The organism is Ruegeria sp. K11 (assembly GCF_056531905.1).
Genome location: NZ_JBQFMP010000002.1, coordinates 64842 through 84238, shown reverse-complemented (window position 1 = coordinate 84238; position 19397 = coordinate 64842). Strand labels below are relative to the sequence as shown.

The following is a 19397-nucleotide window of genomic DNA, read 5'->3' as shown; positions in this document are numbered from 1 at the left end:
CTTACTCTCCCTTCGCGCGGGCATAGGCGATTTTTGCGGCGCGTTTGGCCAGCACCCCGGCCACTTCGGTGCGGAAGGCGATGGTGCCGCGTTTGTCGTCGATCGGGTTGCAGGCGGCCGAGGCCGCGGCGGCCAGCGCATCCAGCGCGGCATCATCCAGCGTGCTGCCGATGATCGCCTTGGCACAGTCCTCAACCAGCAAGACGGTTGGCGCGACGGCCCCCAACGAGACGCGGGCTTCGCTCACCGTGTCGCCGTCCAGACGCAGGCTAACGCCAACGCCGACTACGGCGATATCCATCTCAGTGCGCGGAATGAAACGCAGGTACGCATCGCCCGCATTGTCACCGCGCGCCGGAACATTCACAGCCGAGATCAACTCGCCCTTGGCCAACGATGTTTTGCCGGGGCCGGTCGGGATATCCTCAACCGCGACCGAACGCGCGCCATCGGGACCCGTGACCGTCAAAGTCACACCAGCGGCCACCATCGCTGGAACCGAGTCCGCCGCCGGAGAGCCATTGCACAGGTTACCGGTCAGGGTCGCCCGACCCTGTATCTGGGTCGAGCCAATCAGGTCCATCGCCTCGACCAATCCGGGCCAGTCGCGGCTCAGATCAGCATGTTCACTCATCTCGGCGCCGGTCACGGCGACGCCCAGCGTCCAACTGCCATCAGCATTCCGGGCGATGTCGCTGACGCCGTCGATCTTCTTGATGTCGATCAGCGTATCTGGCGTCACCAGTTCCGAGCGCAGTTGCACCAGAACATCGGTTCCACCAGCCAGAAACCGCGTGATACCCGTTGCGTTTGCGGCCAGCGCCGAGGCTTCGGCAAAGCTGGCGGGGCTGTGATAATCCATGAAAATACCTCGCACCTGTCGATCAGGATTCATTAGGGATCGCAGTGGACGTTAGTGCAGCAACCCTACCGCGTCCATGGGTGGAACGACCAATTTTTGTGATCAGCGTTATCGTTTCCAGATATCAATCAGAGGTCAATCTCGATCATGCCATCCGATTCCGCCGCCCGGCTTTGACACAGAATGATCGCGCCTTCGCGTTGCTTGTTGGACAGCACAAAATCCCGATGCTCTATTTCGCCTGATACCACGCCACATTTGCAGACCCCGCAAATGCCATCAGCGCATTTCACGTCCACATGAATACCGGCTTCATTCAGCACCTGAGCGGCGTCTTTGTCCGCCGGAACGTGCAACTCGCGCCCCGAACGGGCGAGGCGCAGGGTAAACGGATGATTTTCATAGTCCGGCTGTTCAGGAACCGAAAAATACTCCAGATGCCGGGCCCCTTCCGGAAAGCCCTGCGCCTCAGCCGCCTGCATGACCCCGTCCATGAACCGGTCCGGCCCGCAGGTGTAAACATGCCAGCCGGGCTGATACCCTTGCAGGATTGCGTCCAGATCAGCGCGCGTACCTTCATCCGAAAAATGGTAGTGCACGCGGTCAGACCAGGGCATCGCCGCAAGATCGCCCAGATATCCTGCACCCGCACGCGTGCTGGCCGAGTAATGCATCTCGAACGGTTTGCCCAAGGCGTGCAATCGATGGGCAAAGGCGATCATCGGCGTGATGCCGATGCCGCCGCCCATCAGAAAGGTTTTGGTGGCGGTCTCATCCAGCTCGAAATGGTTGATCGGTTTCGAGATGAAAACCTTGCGCCCTTCGTCAAAGATCCGATGCAACAGGGCCGAACCACCGCGCCCCTCATCTTCGCGCAGCACGCCAATCTGATAGGTCGCGCGATCCGAGGGATCACCGGACATCGAATATTGCCGCAGAAACTCGGGCGCAACCAGCACGTCCAGATGCGCGCCAGCCGTCCATTCTGGCAGCGGCGCGCCGTCCAGTGTCGAGAACTCGTATTTCGTGACATCCGAGGTCATCTTGTCGACCTTGGTCAGTTCCACCCGCATCACCGGCGCGTCACCGGCGATCTGATAGCGGTGAATGACCGACATATCCCCCGCGTCCTTACGCGCCTTGTAGTCATCCGCCGTGACCATCGCCTCATAAGCGGCGATCCCGGCCTCGCGGTCCATGTGGAACGGGTATGGCCACGGGTGCGGCGCAAGCGGCGCGGGATAGACGGCCAGCGTTTGATCTTCGTATTTCAGGTCCAGATCGGTTTGCAGATCGCGTCGGTTCAGCGGATGGACTGAGGGCCGATAAGCCCCGTCCGCCCGCAACTCGATATCCCACCACCATTTCTTGACATCGTTGAGCCCGCCATTGCCAACCGCATCGTCCAGCTTTGCCAATGCCGGGGCCGCTGAGGGGATATTCATCGCGGCCCACCGGAAGGGACGTTCCTTAAAGATACCCTCCAGATTCCACGGGCAGGTTTTCATACAGCGTCCGCACATCGCCCCACCCGGCGTGGTGATCCGGTAAGTAGCGCATTTCTGGCTGTCGGACTTCCAGATTTCATAGCCATTGAACATCAGCTTCGGCCCGGCGGTGATCGCCCCCGAGGGGCACTCGCGGGCGCATTTGTTACAGCTTTCGCAAAACGTCTGCAGGCCGAAATCAATCGGCTTGTCATGCGCCATCGGCATGTCGGTCGTCACCACACCCGATTTCAGACGCGGGCCGAGATAGGGGTTCAGGATCACCTCTCCTATCCGGCTGACTTCGCCCAAGCCGGACAGCAATAACAGCGGAGGCTGCAGCACCTCGCCATCCATAACCGTATGCGCCTTGGCCTTGTAGCCGAGGTTGCGGATCTGCTGCGCGATCACGCCCCCCAGCAGCGAAAAACGCAGATAAGCACGCATGGATTGAGCGACGCTAATCCAGTCATCTCCACTGGCCCCCTCCATGGTCTCATAGCCCTGATCGATGATCATGCTGATCGCCTGATCATGGGGCGGGATGATCTCTTCGCCGGTGGCGTCGTGGGAATACCAACTCCACTCGGGACACCGGCTGAGGCCCACCGCATCCACCCCAAGGAAATAGGTCGCGGCCTTGATATTGGCGGCATTGCGCTGCGCATCGGTGGGCCGTTTAACCTCGGCACTGTCGCCGTCCTGCAGCAGCACAAACGCCCCCAACGCACGCCGTTGCGCAAAGCTGGGCGCGGCCTTGCGGGCATAGTGCCCGCCCTTGGCCCCGTCCTGCAGTGCCTTGCCCATATCGCCGAACTGCGCACGGGCGAACATATCCGCACGTTTTGGCACGCGGGCGACGTTTTCCTCGTCGATATAGGTGGTCGGCTGTTCGACCCGTTTCAGTTTTTCAAACGGATGCGCCCCGTCCACGTATCGCCGCTTGGCATAGGCATCCCGGTTCAGCGCGTTCTTGGCAAAGCCCGCGCCCAGCCACCACGCCGGACCTTGCGTGCGGAACCACGGCTGGTCGGCCATCGGGCACAGGGGGCGATCATGCGCAATCTCCATCTCGGTGGTCACAGCGGCCAGACCGAACCGCTGACCCAACCAGGGCACCACAACCGCGCCATCCTCGACCGAGGCCAGCCCCGCCGCAATGGCCAGCTTGCCCAGATCGACCTCGGACGACATTGCCGTATGGGCGCGCGCATCGAAGCCCAACAGCCGGATATAGTTGGCAATGACCACTGCGTTCTCGGTGGCCAGCAGACAGGCGCGATGGTCCTGTGCATCCATGATCCACTCGGCCCCGGGCTCCGCCGGATCAGGGTCGCGATTGTGTTCATAGAGGAAGACAATCGCATGGCGATGGCTATCCATCGGGCGCGGCGCGGCCTCCATGCTTTCCTTCAGGTCCGCCATGATCACGTCGATACCCGAGGCCAGCGTCTTGGTTTGACGTGTCTTCAGGGCATGCGCCAACCGGTCGATATCGGGGTTGCGGCGCGGCTCGGGCAGCATCGCCTCGGCTGGCAAAGGCCCACACCCCATCATCGACGCATCGTTGAAATAACCAAACGCCTTAAGGTGATCCGCGCGTTCCTGCGGGTCTGCCGGAATCTCGGCCATCGCAGGGTTCACAAACCCGTCGCGGATGGCGTCCATCATCGCCTGAAACTCACCCATCGCATTCACAATGCTTTGGGGTTGATCCGGTCGCTGAAAGCTGAGCGGCGGCATCGACGCAACGCGTGTCAGATCAGGCATCCCGTCCTGCCGGGCCAACCGCTCCAACGGGTAAGACCCCATATGAACCGGCCGGTTCTTGTCCGAGAAAAAACGGATCCCCATCGCGCGCCTCCTGCTTGCTACCGACCATCTAAACCTGCAATGTCACCAAATCCATTCATGAATAGTCATATACGGCATGAGCAAAACTGATTTCACCGATCTTGACGGCAAGGTCCTGCGGGTGTTCCTGACGATACTCGAAGAAAGCTCGGTTTCAAAAGCCGCCGACCGGCTGGGCGTGACACAATCGGCGATCAGCCACACGCTGGGTAAACTGCGGCAGGTGCTGGGCGATCCGCTGTTTGTGCGATCCGGTCAGGGCCTGACCCCGACCGAACGCGCGCTGTCACTGAAAGAGCCGGTGCAGCAGGTATTGGACGGGATGCGGGCACTGACGCAGGGGCGACCCTTTGATCCGCTATCCGAGCAGATCGACGTTCAGATCGCCACCAACGACATGCCGCGCGAGTTGATCTTTCCCGACCTGCTTCGCACAACCCGCGCCGAGGGTGTGCGCCTGCGGCTGGAGTTCATCCCCTCGGGCGTGCCCGACCCGGACCTGTTGCGCAGCGATCGGTGTCAGTTGATGGTGACGCCGCTGCCCCCGGACGGGCCGGATATCTTTCAGAAACGGCTGATCACCAGCCCGTTGATGGTGTTCTATGACGCAGCCCGACGCGACCCGCCGCCGGATTGGCAAACCTATTGCAACAGCGACCATGTCGAGGTGCGTTTTGCCGATGGCCGCAACGCCCGCGCCGTGATGCGTGGCGTGGATCAAAGCCAGATCAGACCGCCCGTCGTGACCCTGCCGCATTTCAACGCCATCCCGCCCTTTGTGAAAGACAGCACTCTGATTTCGACCGATACCGCGCTGATGAAACGCGGGCCGCTGGCCATGCTGGATTGCGCCCCCCTGCCGTTCAGATGCGAGCCGGTGTCGATCTATATGGTCTGGCATCAGCGCTCGGCCAACGATCCGGCGCATCGTTGGCTGCGGGAACGGATCGAGGTCATTACCACAGCGCTTCAGACTTGAGACAGCAACCAGTCGCGCATCTGGTTCACCAGGTCCGGCTGCCGCGGCTTCTGTGGCATGACGATGAAAAAGCTCAGGTCATCGACCAGCACTTCGGACAGCGGTTGCACCAGCCGCCCCGAGGCCAGTTCTGACGACACCAGCGGCGCGTGGGCCAGCGCAAAACCCTGCCCGGCGATTGCGGCATCAATCGCAAGACTGGTCTGGCTGAAACTCATCATTCGGGGCCGCCCCTCGACGCCAGCACGGTCCAGAAACAGCGGCCATAGCCCATGTGTGTCGCTGAGCAGTACATGCTGCATCAAATCGCCTGGCTTGGATACCTGCGCGGCCAGACCCGGGTTGCCCACAACAACGAACTCATTTGAAAACAATGGGGTAGAGGTCAGCCCCTGCGACAGAGGCGCCCGACTTTGGCGCACTGCGATATCAACGCCGTCCGACCGGAAATCGGCCAACCGCTCGCGCGCGTCGATCTGCACCGAGATATCGGGATAGAGCATTACAAAATCATTCAAACGCGGCACCAGCCATTTTGATGCAAAACTGGGCGTGACCGAGATGGTGATCTGACGCTGACCCGAGAGATCATCAACAGCCTCTTCAATCAGCCGGAACGCCCGGCGCAGGGGCGCGTGGAACCTGCGCCCGGCCTCAGTCAGGCGCAAACCGCGCGGCAGACGTTCGAACAACGGTGTGCCCAGTCGAGCCTCAAGTCCGCGCACCTGTTGGGCAACAGCGCCCTGAGTAACGCCCAGCTCCTCGGCGGCGAGGCGGAAATTCAGATGCCGGGCCGAGGCCTCAAAGGCGCGTATCGCGTTGAGTGGCGGGAGTGCGGGCATCACAAAGACAGTAGATTTTCTACATCTTTAGCGCAGCAGAACTGATTGGTCAAACGGGTCGCACCACCCCATCTTACCGCCAGACAACACAAAGGATCACCGAGATGGGAAAAGTAGCTTTGATCACCGCAGGCGGCAGCGGCATGGGGGCGGACAGTGCGCGCAGGTTGGCGGCGGATGGGTTCAAGGTCGGCATCCTGTCCTCGTCCGGCAAGGGTGAGGCGCTTGCCCACGAACTGGGCGGCGTGGGCATCACCGGGTCGAACCAGTCCACGGACGACCTGCAAAAGCTGGTCGATGCGGCGATGGCCCATTGGGGGCGGATCGACGTCTTGGTGAACTCGGCAGGCCACGGGCCGCGCGCCCCGGTGCTGGAGTTGACCGATGATGACTGGCACGCTGGCATGGATGTCTATTTCATGAACGCCGTGCGCCCCACACGGCTGGTCACCCCGATCATGCAGGCGCAGGGCGGCGGGTCGATCATCAATATCTCGACCTTCGCCGCGTTCGAGCCCGATCCGGTGTTTCCGACCTCGGGCGTGTTCCGCGCGGGGCTGGCGGCGTTCACCAAGCTGTTCTCGGACAAATACGCCACTGACAACATCCGCATGAATAACGTCCTGCCCGGCTTCATCGATAGCCTGCCCGAGAAAGAGGAATTCCGCGCCCGCATCCCGATGGGGCGCTACGGGCGCAGCTATGATGAGATTGCCTCGGTCGTGGCAATGCTGGCTTCGGAAGGCGGCGGGTATATCACCGGGCAGAACATCCGGGTTGATGGTGGCATCACCCGGTCGGTCTGAGGTTCAGAACCGCGCCTTGACGAAATGCGTCAGCGCCGCGCCGGTCTCGAAATAGGCGCGGCGCAGTCCGGTCCAGCGTTCGCTGTAACCCTCGACCGCCGGAACCGGCAACAGCGCGGGGTCGTCCTGCAACAGGCTCTGCGCGCATAGGCGGCCAAACACCGTGCCCGGTCCGATGCCACGGCCGGAATAGCCGTGGACCGACAGCGCGTTCGGCCCGATCCTTGTTATCTTGGGGATATGGTCCGAGGTCATAGCGATGCGCCCATGCCAGCCTTGCTCAAAGGGCTGATCGGCGAGTTGCGGGTAAAGCACCGCCAGCTTGCGTTTGATCCACGCCGTATGCGCTGTGCTGCCCGCATGACCCAAATCTCCCATCGCGCCCAAAATGAATCGACCCTGCTGATCCACACGGAACGACGTCATGATCAGGCCGGTATCCCAGCAGCCCTCTCCGCCCGGCAGTATGCTAGCCCGCAGGTTGTCGGTCAGAGGCGCGGTTGCGTATTGGAAGTAGTAGACCGGGACGTAAACGGGGGCCGTTTCGGATAGGCTCTGATGATAGGCGTTGGTGGCTTGGATGACCGATCTGGCACGCACCGTGCCCTGTGGTGTTTCCAGAACCCAGCCCTCACCGTCGCGCTGCATGGCCTGAACCGGGCTTTGCGTGCAGATCTTCGCCCCGGCCTCTTGCGCAGCCCGCGCAAGGCCACTCACATATGCCAAAGGCTGAATGGTTCCAGCGCGCGGATCGAACAACGCCCCATGAAACGCTGCACTGCCCGTGCGGGTCCGGGTCTGATCCGGCGACAGCAATTCAACAGGCGCGCCTGCGGCGCTGAGTTGCGTATGGCGGGCCTGCAGGTCGCGCAGTCCAGCGGCAGAATGCGCGCAATGCAGGGTGCCGCTTCGGACAGGTTCGCAAGCGATCCCATGCGCGTCGATCAGATCGAACACATCCCCCGGGGCAGCAGCCAAAAGTTTGATCAGACGGTTTCCGACCTCATCGCCCAGATGCGCCCGTATCTCCGCAGGAGGCAACCAAAGGCCGGCATTGGCCAGCCCCACATTGCGGCCTGACCCTCCGTGCCCGATCTCCTTGGCCTCAAGCAGGCAGACCGAGGCCCCTGCCTGCGCCGCTGTCAAGGCGGCGGAACAACCGGTATAGCCGCCGCCGATGACCGCGAGATCGACGGTTACGTCGCGAGTCAAAGCATGGCTGTCCACTTGCTCGCGGCAGGTATTCAGCCAAAGGGAATTGTTGTGGTCGCTCACGTCAGACTCCCTACGTGGTCACAGTCCAATAGGGCCAGCGATCAGGCGGTTGCAAGCGCGCGCTGATCGTCTCGGCCCATGGCGATCAGGAACGGCTGCGTCTCCTGCCGGGCCTGAAAGGCGGACTTGCCGCCCATACCACGCCAGTTCGACAGGACCAACGATTGGGCCACGGCTCCGCTCAGCGTCGCACCGGGGCCGGTGACGATGAACAGATCAGGTGCGAACTCGCGCGCCGCGGTCTGGATCGCGCGGGTAAAATTATAGGACTCGGTCACCTGATGGCCCAGAGTATAGTCCCACAGAGCCTGCGTGTCCGTCGCACCGGGCCACCAGATCTTGCCGCGCCCATCGATCAGGGGGTGCTCGGGCTGAGCGAACAGCTCAGCGCCCAGCCGCGCCCGCCCCTCTGCCGCGACCGGAGCCTGCAGGGCGGTGTGGAACGCGGCGTGGTTGGCCAAGCGCATGGGAAAGCGGTCCTGCACATTTGGCTGAGACGCCTCGAAAGCTTTGAGCCCGTCCTTATTGCCCGCCAGAACCAGCATCCCGCCCAGATCAATCGACAGCGCCAGAGCGTGGCCTTCGGCCTGATTGATCCCGTCCACTTCGGCCAGCAGGTCGGCCTTATGAGCAGGATCACTGACCCAGTCGTCATTCGTAAACGGATACACAAGCTGCCCGCCGATCAGATGCTCCTGCATCAGCGTGCCCATCGTGTTCACCACACGGAACCCGTTCTCGGGCGACAACGCGCCCCCGGCAGCCAATGCGATATACCAGCCCATCGAGTTGCCGGTTACAGCGACCACCTCAATGTCACTCGCCAGCGCCTGCGCATCGGCCAGGGATGCCGCGTAGATCAGGGGCGAGGCCACATCGCCACGCGAATACTTGCTGACGGTGAAGCGGTTGGCGCTGTCCAGAGAGGTAACAGGCTCCTGGCCAGCCTCACTGCGGATGGCGTCGAAGTCGTGGAACATCTGCATCCGGTCGGCGTGGTGACGGTGCAGATAACCCAGTTCGGGCTTGTTATACGTGCCCCGGCCCGGGCAGATCACAACGGCGGTACGGGTCATGCGGCGCCTCCGGTCAGTTTGAGCGCGGCGGCGACAATGCCGTCTTTCGACGGCAACGGCGCGGCATAGGCCGGGCCGGTTGCGATGAAACAATCCTCGGCCACCACACGGGCGGTTGGAGTGGCGGGACTTTCTTCGTCGAAGAAAGTCATCAGCGCCTCGGACTGACTTCCGGTGCGACGGCATTCGTCAACAATCAAAACATGCGCGCATGTTTTGGTGGCTTCGCGCAGAGCCTCGACCGGCATAGGGGCCAGCCAGCGCAGGTCGATGATCCGTGTCTTCAGGCCTGCCGCCTGTAACTCGGGCAATGCCTGTTGTGACAGGTAATGCCCGTTTCCATAGGTCACGATGGCCAGATCGGTGCCGTCCCCATGCACGCCCACCTCGCCCAACGTAATGCGCTGATCCGGTGAAGGATAGCGGTTCATCCACCCCGCATCCTGCGACGCGTGCAGATCGCGCATGGGATAGAGCGCGATGGGTTCCAGAAACACCACGACCCGCTGCTCCTCACGCGCCAGCCGCGCACATTCGCGCAACATCTGCGCCGCATCCGCTCCGGTCGATGGGCAGGCGATGATGACGCCGGGAATATCCCGCAGAACCGCCAGAGAATTGTCGTTGTGAAAATGCCCGCCAAAGCCCTTCTGATATCCCAATCCCGCGATCCGCAGCACCATCGGGTTGGTGAACTGGCCGTTCGAGAAGAAGGGTAAGGTCGCCGCCTCACCCCTTATCTGATCCTCGGCGTTGTGCAGATAGGCGAGGAACTGGATCTCGGGGATCGGAATGAACCCGTTATGGCCCATGCCGATGGCGAGGCCCAGAATGGATTGCTCGTCCAGCAAGGTGTCGATCACCCGGTCCGGGCCAAAGCGCTGCTGCAGCTTCTGCGTCACGCCATAGACGCCGCCCTTGCGGCCCACATCCTCGCCCATACAGACGACCTCGCCATGTTCCAGCATCAGATCGGTCAGCGCCCAGTTGATCAGGCGGCTCATGGGCTGCGGCTCATCCATCGCGCGCATATCGCCGCCAAAGGCCCTGGCCCGCGCCTCAGCGCTGGGTCCGTTGGTCGGGCGGCAAGCGCGTTTGGGCGGGATCAGGCTGGCCATAACCTCGGTTGCATTGGCAAGATGCGGACGCGAGGCCGCCTCAGCCGCGACGCGGTCGGTCCGCGCACAGGTCTCTTCGTAGATTTTCAGCGCCTGATCCGGAGCCAGCGCTCCGGCCTGATCCAGCAGCCGCACGGAATGCAGCAGGGGATCATTGGCCTCATCCGCCTCGACCTCGGATTTAGGCAGATAGGTTGTGGGCACATCCGCCCCGGCATGACCATAAAGGCGCACAGTTTTCAGATGCAGGAAGGCCGGTTTGCGGCGCGTGCGGACGTAATCGGCAGCCTGCTGCGCCACGGCAAACGTCTCATAGATATCCAGACCATTGGCCTGAAAATATTTGATCCCGGGCCGATGCTCCATCGAGGCCTGAATCCACCCTTTCGGCGTTTTGACCGAGATCCCGATGCCGTTGTCCTCGCAGACAAACAGCAGCGGCAGCGGCGTCGATTGCACACTGGTCCAGCCGGCCGTGTTGATCGCACCTTGCGCAGTGGAATGGTTGGCAGAGGCATCGCCAAAGGAACACATTGCAATCCCGTCTTCGGGCAATTCGCGATGCTCCGGATCATGCCGCCGTGCCGCGCCCAGGCTATAGGCCGCACCGACCGCTTTGGGCAGATGGCTGGCAATGGTCGAGGTTTGCGGCGGGATGGTCAGCGCCTTTGATCCCAGAACCTTGTGGCGCCCGCCCGAGGTCGGGTCTTCTTTCGAGCAGGCGAAACTCAGCAGCATGTCCCAGGCGATCTGCTGGCCCGGAACCTGTTCGGCGCGGGCGATCTGGAAGGCTGCATCGCGGTAGTGCAGAAAAGCGATATCCGTCGGGCGCAGCGCGTGGGCAACAGCCGCCATGCCTTCATGCCCCGAAGACCCGATCGTATAGAACCCCTGCCCTGCCTTCTGCATGGCGCGGCTGGTCCTGTCCAAGGCCCGGCTCAGCACCTGCGAGCGAAACAACGACACCGCATCCGTATCGCTCAGCCCCGGCCGCGGCGGCGCACCTTCGGGCAGGTCGCGGCGCGCTACGCGGGTCAGGAAGTTCTCATGTACGATCTGGGCGCGGTCCATGGGGCTTGCCTTATGTGGTCTGTGTCATCGGCCTTTGACGGATTTGTCACGTGCCACGCCATGGATTTCAAGGTCGCCAGAGGCACGGGCACAGGGGCCATCTTGCACTCATGTCTCTGGTCGCTGGAAAAAACCAGTGCTATTGCATGTAAAAGATATGAGGATTTGTCATATGATCGCGCCACGCCGCTTCCTGCCCTCGATCTCATCCCTGCTGGCGCTCGAGGCCGTGGACAGGCTCGGCAGCGCCTCGGCTGCGGCGGAAGAGTTATCCTTGACGCAAAGCGCCATCAGCCGCCAGCTAAAAACGATGGAGGATCAGCTGGGCGTTCAACTGATCGAGCGCAGCCAGATGCGGCTGCATTTGACGCCTGCGGCCAAAGTGTATGTGCAAATCGCAAGATCTGCGGTGCAGGATCTGGCGCAAGCCGCGCTAACGCTCAAGGCAAACCCGGCGGGTGGATCGCTTGATCTGTCGATACTACCCGCCTTTGGCATGCATTGGCTGGCCCCCCGGTTGCAGGATTTTGCGCGCCGCCACCCCGAGGTCACGGTCAATCTGGGCACCCGGCTGAAACCGTTCGATTTCTCGGCTGAACCGTTTGATGCAGCCATCCATTTCGGCCAGAAGGACTGGGCCGGCGTCCACTACCTGCCGATCATGCGAGAACAGGTTCTGCCGGTTTGTGCGCCGGGGTTGAAAGAGACCGCGCATGAGACACTGGACGCCTTGCGTAGCGCCCCCCTGCTGCATCTCGACTCGCGCCCGGACGCTTGGGAGAGATGGTTTGAAATGCAGGGTGCGCTGGTCTCGGGCCTGCGAGGAATGCTGTTTGACCAGTTTTCCACCATGATACAGGCGACCATCCACGGGCTGGGCGTGAGTTTGCTACCCTCGTATCTGGTGCACGATGATCTGGAAACGGGGCGCCTGGTGACCGCCTGGCAGGGGCCGCCCGTCAGTCTGGGTGACTATTATCTGGTCTGGCCCACCGACCGTGCCATGCCCGAGCCGCTGAAATCCTTCAAAGATTGGCTGCAGGACCAACTGGCATCAGGATAGGTCAAAACTTGCCATTGTCGTTTTTCCATTGCGCGCGCGGAGCGATGGCCTCGACCGTATCCCAGTGCTCGACAATCTTGCCGTCTGCGACGCGGAACAGATCATAGAATGCGCTGTGTCGGCCCTGAAATGCACCTTCGCAGACGGTTAAGACAAAATCACCCTCGGCCAGCACACGATGCAGACGCTGGTAGTTCACCGTATTGGCATCCGACAATTCAGCACGCAGGGCACTGACGTCATCGGACAGGCGCGGGTTATGCTCGACATAGGTCTCCGCATCAATGCAGGCCGCGATCTGATCCAGATCACCCGCGATCAGAGCCGTTTCGACAAACGACCGCACGAAGGCGCGGTTTTGCTCGGTCAGGGCGAGGTCGCCCGCCTCTGTCATCCCATCAACCATGCTATGGCCCGCGGCATTGGGGCCTTGGCGGGGCTGAATATTGTCCCAATGCTCCACCGCCTGACCATCCTCAAACCGGAACACCTCGAACCCGATATTGCGGCGCGAGAAATCATACTCGGTATGGGCAAAGACAAAGGCCCCGTCTTCGAACGCGCGGGCAATGTTCACGCGCGGAGAGGTCTCGGACAGGCGTTTGAACAGCGCCGCCAAGCCTTCGCTGCCTTCATGAGTCTGCGGGTTGTGCTGGATATAGCGCGCCTCGTTCACAATCGAGACCGGACCGGTATCACCGGTTTCAATGCTTTTGAGTAAGGCGCATATGCGGGATTTGTTCGACGCGGCCAAGGGCGGGCTCCTTCTCATCAGACCAGTTGCGGCGATCATGGCAGGTGGGCTGCAGATGAGCAAATCCGGAAACGACAGAAAGCTGCCCGGCCCAACGGGAGGAGACGTTCCGCAAGGAATGTCGACGACGGGCGGGAGCGCTTTGCCTCAGACGTCCAGCGAACGGGCGATGAGCTCTTTCATCACCTCATTGGTGCCGCCATAGATCATCTGCACCCGCGCATCCGCATAGAGCCGCGCGATCGGATACTCCATCATGAAGCCATAACCGCCAAAGAGCTGCAGGCATTCGTGCATGATCTCGTTCTGCACCTCCGAACCCCAGTACTTCACCATCGAAGCTGTCGCCGCATCCAGCTCTCCGGCCTCCAACTTGCCGATGCAATCGTTGACGAAACTCCGCAACACCTCGGCCTTGGTCTTGCACTCGGCCAGTTTGAACCGCGTGTTCTGAAAATCCATCACGCGCTGACCAAACGCTTTGCGCTCCTGCGTGTATCGGACGGTCTCGGCAATCGCGAAGTCAATCGCGCCCAGCGCCATGATCCCGATCGTCAGACGCTCCCATGGCAACTGCTTCATCAACTGGTAGAAACCCTGCCCCTCGTCCGGACCGATCAGGTTCGTCATCGGGACCTTCACGTCCTCAAAAAACAACTCGGCCGTGTCATTGCCCTTCATGCCCAGCTTTTTGAGATTGCGCCCCCGGCGAAAGCCGTCTGCCTGATCCACTTCGACGACGATCAGGGATATCCCCCTGGAGCCCTGCGACTTGTCGGTTTTCGCAACCACGATGACCAGATCCGCCGTCTGGCCATTGGTGATGAATATCTTGGAGCCGTTGAGGCGGTAGGAATTTCCGTCCTTCTCAGCCGTGGTGCGCACCGACTGGAGATCGGACCCGGTCCCCGGTTCGGTCATTGCGATCGCCCCAACGATCTCGCCCGAGGCGAGACCCGGCAGCCATTTTTGCTTTTGTTCCTCGCTGCCATAGGCCGAAAGGTAATGCGTGACGATGGATTGAATGCCGTAGCCCCATCCGATATCTCCGCGCGCGGCTTGTTCGTACAGTGTGATCGAGTCGAACCCCATCCCTCCGCCAACGCCACCATAGTCTTCGGAAATCGACCCTGCCATCAGCCCCGTCTGACCTGCCTGTCGCCAGAAATCACGATCCACGACGCCATTTGCCACCCAGGCTTCCACTTTGGGCACAAGTGCATCATCCATGAACCGCCCGGCCATATCAGCGAACATGCGATGTTCGTCGGTGACCCATGCGGCTGTGCTTGTGAACAGAGACATCTCAAACCCTCCGAAACCGTTGGCGCAACGCTACGTGTGGCGGATCGGACTGCCAATGCGTCAGGGATCGTCGCGCAAAAGAACGCTGCGTAATCTCATAAATCGATCGGGCAAAGGCCCCGGCTTCACGCTTTTGTTCTTGTGCTTTCCGGAAAGGACACTTTTCCCCTAGACTGGCCTGTGGTTGTGCCGCCCGCCGCCAAAACCCAAGTGACCCGCGAAAGGAATTCCTATGCCCCGCGCCTTTGCAGAACTGACATTTACACCCTCTGTCCGCGCGCACCAGGAACGTCAGGGGTCATCTGGCACCTATGCAAAAGCTCTCGACGGCGACACGCGTGTTGGCCATGAAATCGGACCCGCCGAAGAAGCCTTCATTCACGCGTGCGACGGCTTCTATCAGGCCACCGTGTCCGAAACCGGATGGCCCTATGTACAATATCGCGGCGGACCTGTCGGTTTCCTGAAGGTGCTGGACCCGCGCACAATCGCGTATGCGGATCTGACGGGAAACAAGCAATATATTTCGCGTGGGAATCTGGATGGCAACGACCGGGTTGCGCTGATTCTGATGGATTATGCCAATCAAAGACGGTTGAAGGTTCTGGGACGCATGACCTTTGCAGAAGGCGTCGATGCTGCGGCAGGGCTTGCCCCTCAAGGCACAGACACTCCGGCTGAACGCGCGGCTTTTCTGACTGTTGAAGCACTGGACTGGAATTGCCCGCGCCATATCACACCGCGCTTTACCGAGGCGGAATTGCGCCCGCATTTGAACAAGCTGGGCCAACAACTTGCGCATTTGCAGGCCGAAAACAAACGCTTGCTACAAGAACTGAACGCGTTGAAATCCCCCTGAAGCCGCGCCATCCACAGTTCGCGCAAAACCGCGGCAAACATATGGTCGCAGGTCGCGCCTAATCCCTTGACCTTCCCGTGACTGGAACCCTTATTTGAGGTGTGTATTTCATAGCCGGGAAGACACGCATGGCACAGGATCAACAGGTTCGGATCAGGATCAACGGCATGGGGTGCGCCTCATGCGTGGGCCGGGTTGAGACGGCACTGGCTTCCGTGGAAGGCGTGACCGGGGCTTCGGTCAATCTGGCCACCGAGACGGCTCAGGTGGTCTATGACGGGGCTTGTCCCGATCTAGTCAGCGTGCTGGAGGCAGCGGGATACCGTGCGGTCACACACACAGCGATTCTGGAGGTTGACGGCATCAGCTGTGCGTCATGCGTGGCCCGCATCGAGCGACTGTTAACCAACGAGGCCAGTGTCGTTTCCGCGCAGGTCAATCTGGCGACCGGCAAGGCGCATGTGACCTATCTGGACGCGGCGACCGACCCCGCCGCAATTGCCAGCTTACTGACGAGCGCGGGCTATCCCGCGCACGTGGTCGCTCAGGATAGTGCGACAGTTGAAACAGACATGCGGGAAACAGAAATCACATCCCTGCGGCGTGCCACCATCCTTGCGGCTGTATTGGCTCTGCCGGTGTTTGTGCTGGAGATGGGCGGTCATATGGTGCCTGCATTCCACCATTGGGTCCAGGCCACATTGGGCAGTCAGCTGAGCCACCTGATCCAGTTTGCTTTGACCTCGGCGTTGCTTCTTGGCCCCGGACGTCAGTTCTATTCCAAAGGCATACCGTCGCTACTGCGGGGTGCTCCCGATATGAACGCGCTGGTCGCAATGGGAACAGGCGCGGCGTATCTGTATTCGGTAGTCGCCACCTTTGCACCCAACGCGCTGCCTGCGGGCACTGCAAATGTGTATTTCGAAGCAGCCGCGGTCATTGTCGTACTGATCCTTCTGGGCCGGTTTATGGAAGCCCGTGCCAAAGGCCGGACCGGAGCCGCCATCCGCAAATTGGTGGGGCTGCAACCCAAAACTGCCCGGGTTGAGCGGGATGGACAGATCGTGGACCGCCCGATCTCTGACATCACCGTCGGCGACGTTCTTCAAATCCGTCCGGGCGAACGCGCTCCGGTGGACGGAGACGTTCTGGACGGCGCCTCTTACATCGACGAGAGCATGATCACCGGTGAACCCGTTCCGGTTGGCAAATCCGCCGGGGATCCGGTCGTCGGCGGAACGGTGAATGGCACCGGTGCGCTTCGTATGCGTGCAACCCGGGTGGGGGCCGATACGGTGCTGGCGCAAGTCATCTCGCTGGTTGAACAGGCGCAGGGCGCGAAGCTGCCGATTCAGGGGGTGGTGGACCGGCTTACCTTCTATTTTGTCCCGGCGGTTATCGGAACGGCCCTTTTGACCGTTCTGATCTGGCTGACCTTTGGGCCCGCGCCTGCCCTGCCGCTGGCCTTGGTTGCTGGCGTTTCGGTGCTGATCATCGCCTGCCCCTGCGCGATGGGGCTGGCCACGCCGACCTCGATCATGGTCGGAACCGGCCGCGCCGCTGAACTTGGAGTGCTTTTTCGCAAGGGCGACGCGTTGCAACAGTTGCAACAGGCCAGGGTCGTTGCACTGGACAAAACCGGCACCCTCACTCGGGGCCGCCCTGAGCTGGACGACGTCATTTTGACCAGCGGCTTTGATCATGCCCGGGTTCTGCGCCTTGCCGCAGCCGCCGAAGCGCGCTCAGAACACCCCATCGCCCGGGCGATAACCCGGGCCGGGCCGTCCGAATTGCCTGGCATCGACGCTTTCGAGTCACTGACCGGGCTTGGATTGACCGCCTCGGTCGAAGGTCATGAAGTTTTGATCGGCTCTGACCGGTTGATGGAGCAGCACGGGCTCGATCTGTCGCAACTCAAACCGGCGGCAGACCAGCGCGCGGCCGAGGGCGCGACACCTGTCTATGTGGCCATCGACAACGTGGCGGCGGCGGTACTGACTGTCTCGGACCTGATCAAGCCCGGCACAGAGGAGGCTTTGACCCGCCTGCATCAGATGGGGCTCAAACTGGCGATGATCACCGGAGATAACGCGCGCACGGCACGGGCGCTGGCCGATCGTCTGGGCATTGACCACGTCACATCTGAGGTTCTGCCGGATGGCAAAGTGGCTGCCATAAATGCATTGCAAAAGGATTTTGGCACACTGGCCTTTGTGGGCGACGGCATCAATGACGCGCCCGCGCTGGCAACGGCGGACACCGGCATCGCGATTGGCACCGGCACGGACGTGGCCATCGAAACAGCCGATGTTGTTTTGATGTCCGGCGATCTGCGCGGAGTGGCCAATGCGATCGAGATCAGCCGCAGAACCATGCGCAACATCAGGCAGAATCTGGGCTGGGCCTTTGGCTACAATACCCTGTTGATCCCGGTGGCGGCGGGCGTCCTCTATCCGTTTGGTGGGCATATGCTTTCGCCAGCTCTGGCGGCTGGAGCCATGGCATTGTCCAGCGTCTTTGTCGTAACCAACGCCCTGCGGCTGCGCCGTGTACAGGCCAGCGCAGCCGAAAACGGCGCGACCGCATCCGTACAAGAGGCAACTGCATGAATATCGGAGATGTCGCCGCCCAGACCGGCCTGCCGGCCAAGACAATCCGCTATTATGAGGAGATCGACTTGATCAAACCCCTGCGCGACGACAATGGCTATCGTCGGTTCCGGGCGCAGGATGTGCACAAGCTGAACTTTCTGGGCCGCGCCCGGGCCTTGGGCTTCACCATCGAGGATTGCCGCACCCTGATGGCGCTTTATGAGGATGAAACCCGTGCCAGCGCAGATGTAAAACGTGTGGCGCGGGATCATCTGGGTCAGATCGACGCCAAGATCGCAGATCTGCAATCCATGCGCGATACGCTGAGCCATCTGGTTGACGCCTGCGCCGGAGATGACCGGCCCGATTGTCCGATCCTGAAGGATCTGAGCCGCAAGTCGTAAGCTGGGGTTGCCCTTTGGGCCGCGCTTTGCTTTGTCTCTGCTAAACAATCCGGCGACCCGCGCAACCCGGCGCAGGGCTGGACAGCGGAGAGGAACGCAACAATGGCAAAAATCGCATTTCTGGGCTTGGGCGTCATGGGGTATCCCATGGCCGGACATCTTCAGGCGGCAGGCCATCAGGTTACGGTTTACAACCGCACCACGGCCAAAGCAGAGAAATGGGTGACCGAGCACGGCGGGGCAATGGCGCCTACGCCCAAGCAGGCGGCGCAGGGGGCTGATTTTGTAATGGCCTGCGTCGGCAATGACGACGATCTGCGCATGGTTTGTACGGGCGATGAGGGTGCTTTTCACGGCATGGCCGAAGGGGCGATTTTTGTCGATCATACAACCGTGTCGGCAAAAGTGACGCGCGAGCTGTTTGAGACGGCAAAAGATGCCGGGCTGAATTTCGTGGATGCCCCGATCTCGGGCGGGCAGGCCGGGGCCGAGAACGCCGTTTTGTCGATCATGTGCGGCGGGGAACAGGCAGCTTATGATGCCGCCGAACCGGTGATGCAGGTCTATTCGAAGATCTGCCGGCGCATCGGTGACAGCGGGGCGGGCCAGATGACCAAGATGTGCAACCAGATTGCTATTGCCGGAGTGGTTCAGGGCCTCAGCGAAGCATTGCATTTTGCCGAGAAAGCCGGGTTGGATGGCCGGGCCGTGGTTGAGGTTATCAGCCAGGGTGCTGCCGGCAGTTGGCAGATGGCAAATCGCTACGAAACCATGCTGGACGATCATTTCGAACACGGATTCGCCGTGGACTGGATGCGCAAGGATCTTGGGATTTGCCTGGATACAGCGGACGAAACCACCGCGTCACTTCCGCTGACGGCTCTGGTCGATCAGTTCTATAAGGACGTGCAAAAATTGGGCGGCGGGCGCTGGGATACATCTTCGTTGATCAAACGTCTGCGCGCGATGGGCTGAAGTCAAAGGGGGGCTTTCTGCCCCCCATCGCGCAAGGCGCGATTCCCCCCGAGGATATTTTTGGCCAGATGAAGTG

Annotated in this window: 14 protein-coding genes and 1 pseudogene; 7 read left to right on the top strand and 8 right to left on the bottom strand. The window is 61.2% G+C overall.

Translation table 11 applies throughout. The features are described from left to right. Window position 1: 1 nt before the first annotated feature. Window positions 2-862 carry an FAD binding domain-containing protein gene (locus ACR0K4_RS03160; protein ID WP_480852784.1) on the bottom strand — a complete coding sequence of 287 codons (861 nt, stop codon included), beginning with the start codon at window positions 860-862 and terminating at the stop codon, window positions 2-4. 128 nt (window positions 863-990) lie between these two features. Beyond that, the gene (locus ACR0K4_RS03155) at window positions 991-4203 is read right to left on the bottom strand and encodes a reductive dehalogenase (RefSeq protein WP_480852783.1); all 3213 of its coding nucleotides are present in this window, start codon (window positions 4201-4203) and stop codon (window positions 991-993) included. A 76-nt stretch (window positions 4204-4279) separates the two neighbouring features. Here ACR0K4_RS03155 and ACR0K4_RS03150 point away from each other — a divergent pair, with 76 nt between their 5' ends. Continuing rightward, complete coding sequence (locus tag ACR0K4_RS03150; protein WP_480852782.1) at window positions 4280-5182, top strand: LysR family transcriptional regulator; 903 nt, start codon at window positions 4280-4282, stop codon at window positions 5180-5182. On the opposite strand, the gene ACR0K4_RS03145 is transcribed toward ACR0K4_RS03150, so the two are convergent. Continuing rightward, window positions 5173-6024, bottom strand: coding sequence for a LysR substrate-binding domain-containing protein (locus tag ACR0K4_RS03145; protein ID WP_480852781.1), 852 nt, complete (start codon window positions 6022-6024; stop codon window positions 5173-5175). The two genes, ACR0K4_RS03150 and ACR0K4_RS03145, sit on opposite strands and share 10 nt — an antisense overlap. 104 nt (window positions 6025-6128) lie before the next feature. Here ACR0K4_RS03145 and ACR0K4_RS03140 point away from each other — a divergent pair, with 104 nt between their 5' ends. Next, complete coding sequence (locus ACR0K4_RS03140) at window positions 6129-6830, top strand: SDR family oxidoreductase (RefSeq protein WP_480852780.1); 702 nt, start codon at window positions 6129-6131, stop codon at window positions 6828-6830. A 3-nt stretch (window positions 6831-6833) separates the two neighbouring features. Here ACR0K4_RS03140 and ACR0K4_RS03135 read toward each other — a convergent pair whose 3' ends face one another. Genes ACR0K4_RS03135 through ACR0K4_RS03125 form a run of 3 tightly spaced genes read right to left on the bottom strand, consistent with a single transcriptional unit; the run spans window position 6834 to window position 11370 of the window. Further along, a complete protein-coding gene (locus ACR0K4_RS03135; RefSeq protein WP_480852779.1) occupies window positions 6834-8105 on the bottom strand; it encodes an NAD(P)/FAD-dependent oxidoreductase in 1272 nt (423 codons plus the stop codon). Window positions 8106-8146: 41 nt separating this feature from the next. After that, on the bottom strand, window positions 8147-9181 hold the full coding sequence (locus tag ACR0K4_RS03130; RefSeq protein WP_480852778.1) for an ACP S-malonyltransferase: 1035 nt from the start codon (window positions 9179-9181) through the stop codon (window positions 8147-8149). Beyond that, the gene (locus ACR0K4_RS03125; RefSeq protein ID WP_480852777.1) at window positions 9178-11370 is read right to left on the bottom strand and encodes a dehydrogenase E1 component subunit alpha/beta; all 2193 of its coding nucleotides are present in this window, start codon (window positions 11368-11370) and stop codon (window positions 9178-9180) included. The genes ACR0K4_RS03130 and ACR0K4_RS03125 overlap by 4 nt, the downstream gene beginning before the upstream one ends. Window positions 11371-11542: 172 nt before the next feature. Between ACR0K4_RS03125 and ACR0K4_RS03120 the strand changes: the two genes are divergently transcribed. Continuing rightward, window positions 11543-12433, top strand: a complete 891-nt coding sequence (locus ACR0K4_RS03120; RefSeq protein WP_480852776.1) for a LysR substrate-binding domain-containing protein — start codon at window positions 11543-11545, stop codon at window positions 12431-12433. Between the two features lies 1 nt (window position 12434). Here ACR0K4_RS03120 and ACR0K4_RS03115 read toward each other — a convergent pair whose 3' ends face one another. Further along, a complete protein-coding gene (locus ACR0K4_RS03115; protein WP_480521590.1) occupies window positions 12435-13187 on the bottom strand; it encodes a nuclear transport factor 2 family protein in 753 nt (250 codons plus the stop codon). 147 nt (window positions 13188-13334) lie between these two features. After that, entirely contained in the window at window positions 13335-14492 is a 1158-nt protein-coding gene (locus ACR0K4_RS03110; RefSeq protein WP_480852775.1) for an acyl-CoA dehydrogenase family protein, read from the bottom strand. A gap of 232 nt (window positions 14493-14724) precedes the next feature. Here ACR0K4_RS03110 and ACR0K4_RS03105 point away from each other — a divergent pair, with 232 nt between their 5' ends. The 4 genes and pseudogenes from ACR0K4_RS03105 to ACR0K4_RS03090 form a co-directional block, all read left to right on the top strand. Beyond that, entirely contained in the window at window positions 14725-15351 is a 627-nt protein-coding gene (locus tag ACR0K4_RS03105) for a pyridoxamine 5'-phosphate oxidase family protein (RefSeq protein ID WP_480852774.1), read from the top strand. 128 nt (window positions 15352-15479) lie between these two features. Further along, window positions 15480-17960: a heavy metal translocating P-type ATPase gene (locus tag ACR0K4_RS03100; RefSeq protein WP_480852773.1), complete on the top strand. Its 2481-nt coding sequence runs from the start codon at window positions 15480-15482 to the stop codon at window positions 17958-17960. After that, window positions 17957-18346 carry a Cu(I)-responsive transcriptional regulator gene (gene cueR / locus ACR0K4_RS03095; RefSeq protein ID WP_480521594.1) on the top strand — a complete coding sequence of 130 codons (390 nt, stop codon included), beginning with the start codon at window positions 17957-17959 and terminating at the stop codon, window positions 18344-18346. Before ACR0K4_RS03100 ends, cueR begins: the two co-directional genes overlap by 4 nt. Window positions 18347-18442: 96 nt before the next feature. After that, window positions 18443-19321, top strand: a pseudogene (locus tag ACR0K4_RS03090) (NAD(P)-dependent oxidoreductase); the annotation flags it as partial. Window positions 19322-19397: the final 76 nt, after the last annotated feature.